Source organism: Pseudomonas benzenivorans (genome assembly GCF_033547155.1).
In the GTDB taxonomy this organism is placed as follows: domain Bacteria; phylum Pseudomonadota; class Gammaproteobacteria; order Pseudomonadales; family Pseudomonadaceae; genus Aquipseudomonas; species Aquipseudomonas benzenivorans_B.
In genome coordinates, this window is sequence record NZ_CP137892.1 from 3102975 (window position 1) to 3115932 (window position 12958).

The 12958-nt window shown below is 67.8% G+C and carries 9 protein-coding genes and 2 tRNA genes; 7 read left to right on the top strand and 4 right to left on the bottom strand.

Annotated features, from left to right (window positions below; all coding sequences use genetic code 11):
- Nucleotides 1-9 precede the first annotated feature (9 nt).
- The 3 genes from relA to cysM form a co-directional block, all read right to left on the bottom strand.
- A complete protein-coding gene (gene relA, locus SBP02_RS14295) occupies nt 10-2253 on the bottom strand; it encodes a GTP diphosphokinase (protein WP_318642712.1) in 2244 nt (747 codons plus the stop codon).
- Between the two features lie 198 nt (nt 2254-2451).
- On the bottom strand, nt 2452-3804 hold the full coding sequence (gene rlmD / locus SBP02_RS14300; RefSeq protein ID WP_318642714.1) for a 23S rRNA (uracil(1939)-C(5))-methyltransferase RlmD: 1353 nt from the start codon (nt 3802-3804) through the stop codon (nt 2452-2454).
- A complete protein-coding gene (gene cysM, locus SBP02_RS14305; RefSeq protein WP_318642716.1) occupies nt 3804-4709 on the bottom strand; it encodes a cysteine synthase CysM in 906 nt (301 codons plus the stop codon). The genes rlmD and cysM overlap by 1 nt, the downstream gene beginning before the upstream one ends.
- Nucleotides 4710-4892: 183 nt before the next feature.
- Between cysM and SBP02_RS14310 the strand changes: the two genes are divergently transcribed.
- Genes SBP02_RS14310 through SBP02_RS14325 form a run of 4 tightly spaced genes read left to right on the top strand, consistent with a single transcriptional unit; the run spans nt 4893 to nt 9535 of the window.
- A complete protein-coding gene (locus tag SBP02_RS14310) occupies nt 4893-7646 on the top strand; it encodes a response regulator (RefSeq protein WP_318642718.1) in 2754 nt (917 codons plus the stop codon).
- Nucleotides 7647-7669: 23 nt separating this feature from the next.
- Entirely contained in the window at nt 7670-8665 is a 996-nt protein-coding gene (locus SBP02_RS14315; protein ID WP_318642720.1) for a 2-hydroxyacid dehydrogenase, read from the top strand.
- A gap of 28 nt (nt 8666-8693) precedes the next feature.
- On the top strand, nt 8694-9119 hold the full coding sequence (locus SBP02_RS14320; RefSeq protein ID WP_318642722.1) for a hypothetical protein: 426 nt from the start codon (nt 8694-8696) through the stop codon (nt 9117-9119).
- An 11-nt stretch (nt 9120-9130) separates the two neighbouring features.
- On the top strand, nt 9131-9535 hold the full coding sequence (locus SBP02_RS14325) for an META domain-containing protein (protein WP_318642724.1): 405 nt from the start codon (nt 9131-9133) through the stop codon (nt 9533-9535).
- Nucleotides 9536-9613: 78 nt separating this feature from the next.
- Here SBP02_RS14325 and dinB read toward each other — a convergent pair whose 3' ends face one another.
- Nucleotides 9614-10675, bottom strand: a complete 1062-nt coding sequence (gene dinB, locus SBP02_RS14330; protein WP_318642726.1) for a DNA polymerase IV — start codon at nt 10673-10675, stop codon at nt 9614-9616.
- 360 nt (nt 10676-11035) lie between these two features.
- Between dinB and SBP02_RS14335 the strand changes: the two genes are divergently transcribed.
- From SBP02_RS14335 to rimO, 3 genes are all read left to right on the top strand, one after another.
- Nucleotides 11036-11112, top strand: a tRNA-Met gene (locus SBP02_RS14335).
- Nucleotides 11113-11235: 123 nt separating this feature from the next.
- Nucleotides 11236-11312: transfer RNA gene (locus SBP02_RS14340), tRNA-Met, on the top strand.
- Nucleotides 11313-11598: 286 nt separating this feature from the next.
- Nucleotides 11599-12924 (top strand): 30S ribosomal protein S12 methylthiotransferase RimO, encoded by a 1326-nt coding sequence (gene rimO, locus SBP02_RS14345; RefSeq protein ID WP_318642728.1) that lies wholly within the window; start codon nt 11599-11601, stop codon nt 12922-12924.
- Nucleotides 12925-12958 lie beyond the last annotated feature (34 nt).

Genomic DNA, 12958 nt, shown 5'->3' on the forward strand with positions numbered 1-12958 from the left:
CGCGGCCACTCAGCTAGCCCGGTGGCGGCGCGCCTCGATGATATTGGGCAGCTGCGAGATGCGCCCGAGCAGGCGACCCAGGGCGTCCAGACCGGGAATCTCCACGGTGATGGACATAGAGGCGGTGTTGTCTTCCTTGTTCGACTGGGTATTGACCGCCAGCACGTTGAGCTTCTCGTTGAGCAGCAGCTGGGTCACGTCGCGCAGCAGGCCGGAACGGTCGTAGGCGCGGATGATGATGTCCACCGGGTAGGTCTGCACCGGCACCGGCCCCCAGCTGACCTGGATGATCCGCTCCGGCTCGCGGCCGGCCAGCTGCAACACCGAGGCGCAGTCCTGGCGGTGGATGCTGACGCCGCGACCGAGGGTGATATAGCCGACGATCGGGTCGCCCGGCAGCGGCTGGCAGCAGCCGGCCATCTGCGTCAGCAGGTTGCCCACGCCCTGGATCTGGATGTCGCCGCGCTTGCCCGGGCGGAAACCCTGGGCCTTGCGCGGGATCAGCTCGAGCTGCTCGCTGCCGCGCTCCGGCTCGACCAGCTGCTGGGCCAGGTTGACCAGGTGGGCCAGGCGCACGTCGCCGGCGCCGAGGGAGGCGAACAGGTCCTCGGCGGTCTTCAGGTTGGCCTTCTCGGCCAGCACGTCGAAGTCCACGTGGGGCAGCGCCAGGCGCCCCAGCTCGCGCTCGAGCATGGCCTTGCCGGCTGCGACGTTCTGGTCTCGGTCCTGCAGCTTGAACCAGTGGACGATCTTCGCCCGCGCCCGCGAGGTGGTCACATAGCCCAGGTTGGAGTTCAGCCAGTCGCGGCTCGGCGTGCCGTGCTTGCTGGTGATGATCTCCACCTGCTCGCCGGTCTGCAGGCTGTAGTTGAGCGGCACGATGCGCCCGTTGATCTTGGCGCCGCGGCAGTTGTGGCCGATCTCGGTGTGCACCCGGTAGGCGAAGTCCAGTGGTGTGGCGCCCTTGGGCAGGTCGATGGCATGGCCGTCCGGAGTGAACACATAGACCCGGTCCGGCTCGATGTCGACGCGCAGCTGTTCGGCCAGGCCGCCGATATCGCCCAGCTCCTCGTGCCACTCCAGCACCTGGCGCAGCCAGGAGATCTTCTCCTCGTAGTGGTTGGAGCCGGACTTGACGTCGGTGCCCTTGTAGCGCCAGTGCGCGCACACGCCCAGCTCGGCCTCCTCGTGCATGGCGTGGGTGCGAATCTGCACCTCCAGCACCTTGCCCTCCGGGCCGAGCACCGCGGTGTGCAGCGAGCGATAGCCGTTCTCCTTGGGGTTGGCGATGTAGTCGTCGAACTCCTTGGGAATATGCCGCCACAGGGTGTGGACGATGCCCAGGGCCGTGTAGCAATCGCGCATCTGCGGCACCAGCACGCGTACCGCACGGACATCGTAGATCTGGCTGAACTGCAGGCCCTTGCGCTGCATCTTGCGCCAGATCGAGTAGATGTGCTTCGCCCGGCCGCTGATGTCGGCCTCGATCCCGGTGGCCTCCAGTTCCTGACGCAGGTGGCTCATCACGTCGTTGATATATTGCTCGCGGTCCAGGCGCCGCTCATGCAGCAGCTTGGCGATCTGCTTGTACTGCTCGGGTTCGAGGTAGCGGAAAGACAGGTCTTCCAGCTCCCACTTGATGTGGCCGATCCCCAGGCGATGGGCCAGCGGCGCATAGATGTCGAATACCTCGCGCGCCACCCGCTGGCGCTTTTCGTCGTCGGCGCCCTTGACCGCGCGGATCGCGCAGGTGCGCTCGGCCAGCTTGATCAGCGCCACGCGCACGTCGTCGACCATGGCCACCAACATCTTGCGCAGGTTCTCCACCTGGGCCTGGGAGCCGAGCACCAGGGAATCGCGCGGATTCAGGCTGGCGCTGATCGCCGCCATGCGCAGCACGCCGTCGATCAGCTTGGCCACCACCGGACCGAAGCGCTGATGCACCGCGGCCAGGGTCACCTTGCCCTCGCGCACGCCGCGGTAGACCACCGCGGCCACCAGGGAATCCTGGTCGAGCTTGAGGTCGGCGAGGATCTCGGCGATCTCCAGGCCGGCGCGAAAGCTCGACGCGCCCTCGGCCCACAGGTTCTGCGCGGCATTGGCCTGCTGCTCGGCCTCGCGGGCGAACTCGCAGGCCTCGCGCAGGGCCCCGCGCTCCAACGCCGGGTCGACACTGAGCACGTGGTCGAGCCAGGCCTCGAGGTTGATGCTGCCGTCGTCGTTGATCGGCTGGTGCGCTCTTACCTGAACCATATTGCTTACCTTCCCTCACGGCCCGCGCCAGGCGTGCCGAACAGTCGCCGCCTTCTTCGAGCCGGTCGGTTTAACCACTGAAGGCACAGTCCCTGCGCCCCCGCTGCACTCCCTAGATAAGGACAAAAGGTGGCAAAGCCAAGGGGCTTTGCCTGCCATTCATCCCCGCTCAGGGCGTCTGAATCATGACTCCGCGCCCTAGGGACGCTCGAATAACGCCATCGCCTCGACATGGGCGGTCTGCGGGAACATGTCGAGGATGCCGGCCCGTCTCAGCCGGTAACCTTGCCGCACCAGCTCGGCGCTGTCACGGGCCAGGGTCGCCGGATTGCACGACACATACACCAGGCGCTCGGCGCCCAGGGCACCGACCTGCTTGACCACCTGCAGGGCGCCGTCGCGCGGCGGATCGAGCAGCACCGCGGTGAAGCCGCCCCGCGCCCAGCCGGCATCGGCCAGCGGCTCGGCCAGGTCGGCCCGCACCACCCGCACGTTGTCCAGGCCGTTGCTCGCGGCGTTCTGCGCCGCGCGCTCGACCATCGCCTGCACCCCTTCCACCGCCACCACCTCGCACACCCGGCGGGCCAGCGGCAGGGCGAAGTTGCCCAGGCCGCAGAACAGGTCCAGCACCCGCTCGTCCGCCCGAGGCGCCAGCCATTCCAGGGCCTGGGCGACCATGGCCTCGTTCACCGGCGCATTGACCTGGACGAAATCCCCCGGTCGATAGGCCAGCTCCAGGTCCCAGGGCTCCAAGCGATACCCCAGCCCCGATGCCAAGGCGAACGGCGCCGGCTCGCCGCTCCCCTGCAGCCACAGCTGGGCATCCTGGCCGGCGCAGAACGCCTGCAGCCTCGCCAGATCGTCCTCGCCCAGGGGCACCGTATGGCGCACCAGAACGGCACTGGCGGTGCCCTGGAACAGCTCCACATGGCCGATGGCCTGGGGCCTGCCCAGCCCCGCCAGCACGGCCGGCAAGGCATGCAGGATCGGTTGCAAGGGCTGTACCAGTACCGGGCAGTCGGCGATGGCGACTATGTCCTGGCTGGCCGCGGCGCGGAAGCCGACGTCCAGGCGCCCGGCCTTGGCGTCCCAGCGCACGGCGATGCGCGCACGGCGGCGATAGGCGAACTCGGGGCCGACCAGGGGCGCCGCCCATTGCTCCGGCTGCAGCTCGGCCAGGCGGCCGAACTGCTCGGCGAGCATGCGCTGTTTCAGGGCAAGTTGGTCGGCATGGGGCATATGCTGCACGCTGCAGCCGCCGCAGGCACGCGCATGGGCACAGGGTTCGCTGCGGCGCTGGGGGCTGGCGTCGAAAATGCGCTCGCCGCGCGCCTCCACCACCTGACTGCGGGCCCCCAGCACCCGCGCCTCGACATCCTCGCCGGGCAAGGCGCCGCTGACGAACCAGGTGCGCCCCTCGACGAAGCCGATGCCGCGGCCATCGTTGGCCAGGCGTTCGATTTTCAGACGCTGCTTCTTGCCCACCGGCACCTGCGGCGCACGGGCGCCACCGCTGGGCTGGAAGCGCAGCCCGCCGTTCTTCTTGGCCATCAGTCGTGGGGCGTGTCGTACACGCCGGTGGACAGGTAACGGTCGCCACGATCGCAGATGATCGCCACCATCACCGCGTTCTCCACCTCCTGGGACAGGCGCAGCATGGCCGCCACGGCGCCACCGGAGGACACTCCGCAGAAGATGCCTTCTTCGCGCGCCAGGCGACGCATGCAGTCTTCGGCCTCGCGCTGGGGCATGTCGATGATGCGATCGACCCGCTCGGCCTGGTAGATCTTCGGCAGGTACTCCTGGGGCCAGCGACGGATGCCGGGAATCGACGCACCTTCCATCGGCTGCAGGCCGACGATCTGCACCTGCGGGCTCTGCTCCTTGAGGTAGCGCGACACGCCCATGATGGTGCCGGTGGTGCCCATGGAGCTGATGAAATGGGTGATCTGCCCCTGGGTCTGGCGCCAGATCTCCGGGCCGGTGCCGCTGTAGTGGGCCTCGGGGTTGTCGCCGTTGGCGAACTGGTCGAGCACCTTGCCGCGACCGCCGCGCTGCAGGCTCTCGGCCAGGTCGCGGGCGCCCTCCATGCCGTCCTCGCGGGACACCAGCACCAGCTCGGCGCCGTAGGCGGTCATCGCCGCCTTACGCTCGGCGCTCATGTTGTCCGGCATGATCAGGATCAGTTCGTAGCCCTTGATCGCCGCTGCCATGGCCAGGGCGATGCCGGTGTTGCCGCTGGTGGCCTCGATCAGGGTGTCGCCGGGACGGATATCGCCGCGCAGCTCGGCGCGGGTGATCATCGACAGCGCCGGGCGATCTTTCACCGAACCGGCCGGGTTGTTGCCCTCCAGCTTGACCAGCAGGGTGTTGGACGTGGTGCCCGGCAGGCGCTGCAAACGCACCAGCGGGGTGTTGCCGACGCAATCGGCGATGGTGGGGAATTGCAGGGTCATGGCGTCGATCGAATCCGGACGGCAAGAAGGGGCCCCCATAATAACGGCAAACCGGCGGCGACCCTAACGCGGCGATGATCTGCCGCCCCCTGGGTTCGACGCGCGTAGGCCTGTCATTCGCCCGAGGCCAGCCGCTAAACTGCCGGCTGGTGAACGGAGACCAGGCCAGGCGGGAGGAAGCGAGTGTTCAAGGATCTAGGCATCAAGAGTCGCGTACTGCTGCTCACCCTGCTGCCGACCTGCCTGCTGGCACTGGTGCTCGGCGGCTATTTCACCTGGGTGCAGCTGTCGGGTCTGCAGGCCCAGTTGCTGCAGCGCGGGGAAATGGTCGTCGAACAGCTCGCCCCCCTGGCCGCGCCCGCGCTGCAGCGGGGCGACGCCACTCTGCTGCAGCGCATCGCCAAGCAGGCCCTGGAACAGCCGGACGTCCGTGCGGTCGGGTTCCGCGCCGGCGATGGCCGGAACCTGGCCCATGCCGGCCCCAGCATGCTCAACGCCGCGCCGGTCGGTGGCGAACTGCAGGCGGCACGCCGCACCGGCCAGGACGCCACGCGCTTCCTCCTGCCGGTGTTCGAGCAGCACCTGAGCCTGACCGGCGCGCCGCCCCGCGAGCCCGCCAGCCGCCTGCTCGGCTGGGTGGAGCTGGAGCTGTCGCACCACAGCACCCTGCTCAGCGGCTACCGCAGCCTGTTCACCAGCCTGCTGCTGATCGTCGCCGGGCTGAGCGTCACCGCCCTGCTCGCCCTGCGCATGAGCCGCAGCATCAACGAGCCGCTGCGGCGCCTCAAGCACGGCGTCGCCCTGCTCAAGGACGGCCACCTGGAGACCCGCCTGCCGTCGCTCGGCAGCCATGAACTGGACGAGCTGGCCTCGGGCATCAACCGCATGGCCGAGAACCTGCAAAATGCCCAGGAGGAACTGCAGCACAGCATCGACCAGGCCACCGAAGACGTGCGACAAAACCTGGAAACCATCGAGATCCAGAACATCGAGCTGGACTTCGCACGCAAGGAGGCCCTGGAAGCCAGCCGCATCAAGTCCGAGTTCCTCGCCAACATGAGCCACGAGATCCGCACCCCGCTCAACGGCATCCTCGGCTTCACCAACCTGCTGCAGAAGAGCGAGCTGACCCCGCGCCAGCAGGACTACCTGGACACCATCGAGAAATCCGCCGACAGCCTGCTGGGGATCATCAACGAGATCCTCGACTTCTCCAAGATCGACGCCGGCAAGCTGGTGCTGGAGAACATCCCCTTCAACCTGCGCGACCTGCTCCAGGACACCCTGACCATCCTCGCCCCGGCGGCCCACGAGAAACAGCTGGAGCTGCTCAGCCTGGTCTATCGCGACACGCCGCTGTCGCTGGTCGGCGACCCGCTGCGGCTCAAGCAGGTGCTGACCAACCTGGTGAGCAACGCGATCAAATTCACCCGCGAAGGCAGCATCGTCCTGCGCGCCATGCTCGAGGACGAGAGCGCCGACCGTGCCCAGCTGCGCATCAGCGTGCAGGACACCGGCATCGGCCTGTCCGACGAAGACCTGCGCGCGCTGTTCCAGGCTTTCAGCCAGGCCGACAACTCGCTGTCGCGCCAGGCCGGCGGCAGCGGCCTGGGCCTGGTGATCTCCAAGCGCCTGATCGAGCAGATGGGCGGCGAGATCGGTGTCGACAGCTCGCCCGGCCAGGGCTCCGAGTTCTGGGTCAGCCTGAGCCTGCCGAAGGCCCGCGACGACGCCGAGGACCTGCCCCGCCCGCCCCTGCTCGGCCGCCGCGCGGCGCTCCTGGAGAGCCATGAGCTGGCACGCCAGGCCCTGCAACACCAGCTGGAGGATTGCGGTCTGAAGGTCAGCGCCTTCGCCGAACTCGACAGCCTGCTCGCCGCTGTCGAAAACGCCCGCCACGGCGACCAGCCCATCGAACTGGCGGTACTCGGCGTCACCGCCCAGATCCTGCCGCCGGAACGCCTCGGCCAGCGCATCTGGGACCTGCAGCACCTGGCCTGCAAGACCGTGGTGCTCTGCCCCACCACCGAACAGGCGCTCTACCACGAGGCCCTGCCCGACGCCTACAGCCAGCTGCAGGCCAAACCCGCCTGCACCCGCAAGCTGCAGCGCGCCCTGGCCGAGCTGATCAGCCCCCGGCTGCCGCTGCGCCGGGAGACCGACCCGCCACCGGGCCGGGCACCGCGCATCCTCTGCGTCGACGACAACCCGGCCAACCTGCTGCTGGTGCAGACCCTGCTGGAGGACATGGGCGCCGTGGTGAGCGGCGCCGACAGTGGCCAGCGCGCCCTGGAGCGGGTCCAGCAGGACGACTTCGACCTGATCTTCATGGACGTGCAGATGCCCGGCATGGACGGTCGCCAGACCACGGAGGCGATTCGCCAGTGGGAAGCCGAACAGCAGCGCACGGCGGTGCCGGTCATCGCCCTGACCGCCCATGCCCTGGCCAACGAGCGCCGCGCCCTGCTGCAGAGCGGTCTCGACGACTATCGCAGCAAGCCCATCAGCGAGCGGCAACTGGCCCAGGTGGTCCTCAAGTGGACCGGCCTGGCCCTGCGCCGCCAGGGCCCGGAGCGCTCCGCCGAGGCACTCGTCAGCGCCAGCCAGCCGAGCGTGCTGGATAGCGCCGAAGGCCTGCGCCTGGCCGCCGGCAAGGCCGACCTGGCCGCCGACATGCTGAACATGCTGCTGGCCGGCCTGCCCGGCGACCGCCAGGCGATTCGCCAGGCCCGTGCCAACGGTGAGCACGGCGCCCTGATCGAGCGGGTCCATCGCCTGCACGGCGCCACCCGTTATTGCGGCGTACCGCAATTGCGGGCCGCCTGCCAGCGCAGCGAGACCCTGCTGAAACAGAACGACCCGGCCGCCCAGGAGGCCCTGGACGAGCTGGACGCGGCGATCGAACGACTGGCCAGCGAAGCCCGGGCCAGCGCCTAGCGGACGGGCAACGAGGAGTCCCCATGCGCATCATCCTGTTCAGCAGCAGACCCTACGACCGCGACAGCTTTCTCGCCGCCGACCTGCCGCAGGGCTGGCAGCTGCAGTTCCAGGAGACCCGACTGGGGCTGCAGTCGGTCGCCCTGGCGCAGCACTGCGAGGTGGTCTGCGCCTTCATCAACGACGACCTGTCGGCGCCGGTACTGCGGCGCCTGGCCGTCGGTGGCACCCGACTGATCGCCCTGCGCTCGGCCGGCTACAACCACGTCGACCTGCAGGCCGCGCAGCAGCTCGGCCTCGAGGTCGTGCGGGTACCGGCCTATTCGCCCCATGCGGTAGCCGAGCACGCGGCAGCCTTGATCCTGGCCCTGAACCGGCGCATCCACCGCGCCTTCAACCGCACCCGCGAGGGCGACTTTTCCCTGCATGGGCTGACCGGCTTCGACCTGCACGGCAAGCAGGTCGGGGTCATCGGCTGCGGCAGCATAGGCCGCGTCTTCGTCCGCATCATGGCCGGCTTCGGCTGTCGCGTGCAGGTCTACGACCCCAGCCCGGTGGCCGACCTGGCGCAACTGGGGGCCCAGCAGGTGGCCCTGGACCGGCTGATCGAAAGCTGCGACGTCATCAGCCTGCATTGCCCGCTGAACGAGGCCAGTCGCCACCTGATCGACGCCGCACGCCTGGCCCGGATGAAGCGCGGAGTCATGCTGATCAACACCGGGCGCGGCGCGCTGGTCGACACCCCGGCACTGATCGCTGCGCTGAAGAGCGGCCAGCTCGGCTACCTCGGCCTGGATGTCTACGAGGAGGAGGCCGAGCTGTTCTTCGAGGACTGCTCGGACCGGCCGCTGCAGGACGACGTGCTGGCGCGCCTGCTGACCTTCCCCAATGTCATCGTCACCGCCCACCAGGCCTTCCTCACCCACGAGGCCCTGGCGGCCATCGCCACCACCACCCGGGACAATATCGCCGCCTGGGCGGCCGGCTCGCCGGTCAATCGGCTAACCCCCGGCCCGTGATAGCATTCGCGCCTATATTGGAGGAGCCATGGCCGAACACGACTTCCGCTACAACCTGCTCAACCCCGAGCACACCCTGATCGAATGCCGCGCCCTGGCGCCGGGCCGCTATCAGGTCACCGGCAACGGCGGCTCGATCCATGGCGGCGACGGCCTGCTGGTTACCCTCAAGGGCAGCCGCGACCTCTGCATGCGCCTGCAGGTCGACAAGGTCCGTCACCTGATCAACCCGCGCGGCCAGTGGGTTGCGGTCGCCCATGGCCCGGCCTTCGGCGAGCTGGCCATCCACAACTGGCAGGTCAAATGCGATGGCTGCGCCAAGCAGCTCGATTTCGAATTCGCCGTCGACGCCGCCCTCGGCAAGCAGGCCCAGGCACCGGCGGCCGAAGCGCGGATCACTGAACTCGGCTGGCGCGGCCAGAACGGTCGCCACCTGTGCCCCGCCTGCCAATAGGACGCCCGACGATGTCACGCCCCCTCGCCGTCACCCTGCTCGGCGCCAGCCTGCTCGGCTGCGCCAGCACGCCCGTACAGCTGGAAACCGAGCGCAGCTACCGACTCGAATGGCTAGGCGAACGTCCGGTACTGGACCGTAGCCACCTGAGCATCACCCTCGGCGAGGACGGCCGCGCCTACGGCAATGCCGGCTGCAACCACTGGTTCGCCCCCTATGAGCTGGAGGGCCAGGCCCTGCGCTTCGGCCCCGTTGGCAGCACCCGCAAGCTGTGCGCCCCGGCGCTGATGGAGCAGGAGGCGCGCTTTCTCGACAGCCTCGACAAGGTCGTGCGCTGGGACGCCTCGCCCCTCGACCAGCTGCGCCTGTGGCCCGAGACCGGCAAGCCGTTGCGCCTGCTGCCGCAAGAAGACTGACGGGAAAACGCCCCCCCCGGCGACGAACCGCCGCACCGGAGCCGGGGGCCACGGCGGATGTGAAAATCCACATTCGCCCTACGGCGCGAACAGCTCCAGCTGCTCGTGCCGGCCACGCAGATCGTGCAGTCGAACCCCCACCCCGAGCAGCCGCACCGGCTTGTCGCCACGGGCGAAGGCCGCACTCAGCAGGGCCCTGTAGCTGTCCAGGTCGCGACCGGCGCCGGCCTGTTCCAGGGTGGTCTGGGTGAAGTCGTGGAACTTGACCTTGACGAAGGGCTTGTCCGGTCGGTAGCTCGCGTCCAGGCGCGCCATGCGCCGGGCCAGCTCCTCCAGCAGCGACGGCAGTTGTGCCAGGCAGGCCGGCAGGTCCGGCAGATCGTGGTCATAGGTGTTTTCCACGCTCACCGTCTGCCGCCGACTGTCGGTCTGCACCGGGCGCTCGTCGATCCCCCGGGCCAGGCTCCAGAGACGCTCGCCGAAGTGGCCGAATTCCTTGACCAGGCTCAACTTGTGCCACTCGCGCAGGTCCGCACAGCTGTGAATGCCCAGGCGCCCGAGCTTGTCCGCGGTCACCTTGCCCACCCCGTGCAGCTTGCTCACCGGCAACTCGGCGACGAACGCCTCGATCTGATCCGGCGTGATGACGAACAGGCCGTTGGGCTTGCGCCAGTCGCTGGCGATCTTGGCCAGGAACTTGTTCGGCGCCACACCCGCCGACACCGTGATGTGCAGCTCCTGGGACACCCGCCGGCGGATATCCTGGGCGATGCGCGTGGCGCTGCCGGAGAAATGCGGGCTGGCGGATACATCCAGGTAGGCCTCGTCCAGCGAGAGCGGCTCGATGACCTCGGTGTAGTCGCGAAAGATGGCGTGGATCTGCCGAGAAACCGCCTTGTAGGCCTCCATCCGTGGTTTGACGATCAGCAGCTCCGGACACAGCTTGAGCGCATGCCCGGAGGCCATCGCCGAGCGCACGCCGTAGGCCCGCGCCTCGTAATTGCAGGTGGCGATCACCCCCCGGCGATCCGCCGCGCCCCCCACCGCCAGCGGCTTGCGCGCCAGGCTGGGGTCATCGCGCATCTCTATGGCGGCATAGAAGCAGTCGCAATCGACGTGGATGATCTTGCGGGCGGTCATGATGGGCCTGGTACAGGTTGTCGGCTACTGCCGCGCCGGCGCGGCTGTCGGGCTCCTCGACGCACAAGGCTGGACCTGTACGCCACAGCCCCGGCCTTCGAGTGCCCCGGCCATTGTCCCGCCGAATGGCCACGGACTCTAGCCCATGAACATCGCCGTCGGCTATTACGGCCGGCGCTCAGGCCGATAAATGTCGACTTTCCGGCCAGGCGCCAGAACGCACCCGACTGCCCGCAACGGCCCGCGCGGTGCGGCCGACAGCCGTAACGGCAACATCACGAAACGCTAAGCATCTGAACGAACAACAATTTTTTCCGAACTAATGGTTGACAGGGCGCCTCTAAACTATAGAATGGCCGCCGCGGGATGGAGCAGTCTGGTAGCTCGTCGGGCTCATAACCCGAAGGTCGTAGGTTCAAATCCTGCTCCCGCAACCAATTCACGAAAAAGGCCACTCGAACGAGTGGCCTTTTTCGTTTGCGTTCGATTTACTGATTTAACTAATTGATTAAAAAGCAGAAATCGATTGACAGCAGCACTCAAACGAATAGAATGGCCGTCGCGGGATGGAGCAGTCTGGTAGCTCGTCGGGCTCATAACCCGAAGGTCGTAGGTTCAAATCCTGCTCCCGCAACCAATTCACGAAAAGGCCACTCAAGCGAGTGGCCTTTTTCGTTTCAGCTCCTCTACTTGCACGAACCAGTCCGCAGCCTAGTTGCCGATTCCCACCACCAGGGAAGCATCCCGGGAGCCCGCGGGCGAGCCGCGAAGAAGCACTCGGAGCGCTCAGCCTGTTCACCCGCAATCAGGCACGCGCGCGCCGTCGCGCGAGAGACTGGTCAAGTTCGCAATCGACCGCTAGAATTGCGCACTTTTTGATCAATGGCGCCATCGGCGCCCCGCCCCAGCCCGAGGTCAGTCGCATGTCCACCCCCGCCACGCCGAAAGTCGGATTCGTTTCACTGGGTTGCCCCAAGGCCCTGGTGGACTCCGAACGCATCCTGACCCAGCTGCGCATGGAGGGGTACGAGGTCGTACCGACCTACGAGGACGCCGACGTGGTGGTGGTCAACACCTGCGGCTTCATCGACAGCGCCAAGGCGGAGTCTTTGGAAGTCATTGGCGAGGCCATCGCCGAGAACGGCAAGGTCATCGTCACCGGCTGCATGGGCGTGGAAGAAGGCGCGATCCGCGACGTGCACCCCTCCGTGCTCTCGGTGACCGGCCCGCAGCAGTACGAGCAGGTGCTCAATGCCGTGCACGAAGTGGTGCCCCCCTCCACCGAACACAACCCGCTGATCGACCTGGTGCCGCCCCAGGGCGTCAAGCTGACTCCGCGCCACTACGCCTACCTGAAGATTTCCGAAGGCTGTAACCACAGCTGCAGCTTCTGCATCATCCCCTCGATGCGCGGCAAGCTGGTCAGCCGCCCGGTCGGCGAGGTGCTCAGCGAAGCCGAGCGCCTGGTCAAGGCCGGGGTCAAGGAACTGCTGGTGATCAGCCAGGACACCAGCGCCTACGGCGTGGACATGAAGTACAAGACCGACTTCTGGAACGGCCGGCCGGTCAAGACGCGCATGACCGAACTGTGCGAGGCGCTGTCCTCCATGGGCGTGTGGGTACGCCTGCACTATGTCTACCCCTACCCGCACGTCGACGAACTGATCCCGCTGATGGCCGCCGGCAAGCTGCTGCCCTACCTGGACATCCCCTTCCAGCACGCCAGCCCCAAGGTGCTCAAGGCCATGAAGCGCCCGGCCTTCGAGGACAAGACCCTGGCCCGCATCAAGGCCTGGCGCGAGCTCTGCCCGGAGCTGACCATCCGCTCGACCTTCATCGTCGGCTTCCCCGGCGAAACCGAGGAGGACTTCCAGTACCTGCTCGACTGGCTGACCGAGGCCCAACTCGACCGCGTCGGCTGCTTCCAGTACTCCCCGGTGGACGGCGCCCCGGCCAACGACCTCGACCTCGCGCCGGTGCCGGACGAGGTCAAGCAGGAACGCTGGGACCGCTTCATGGCCCACCAGCAGGCCATCAGCGCCGCCCGCCTGCAGCTGAAGGTCGGCAAGGAAATGGAGGTGCTGATCGACGAGGTCGACGACCAGGGCGCCGTCGCCCGCTGCTATGCCGACGCCCCGGAGATCGATGGCAGCGTGTTCATCGCCAGCACCGACCTGAGCCCCGGGGACAAGGTGCGCGTGCGCATCGTCGACGCCGACGAATACGACATGTGGGCCGAGCTGCTCTGACCTGCCGCGCCCCTTCCCTGCACGGGAAGGGGCC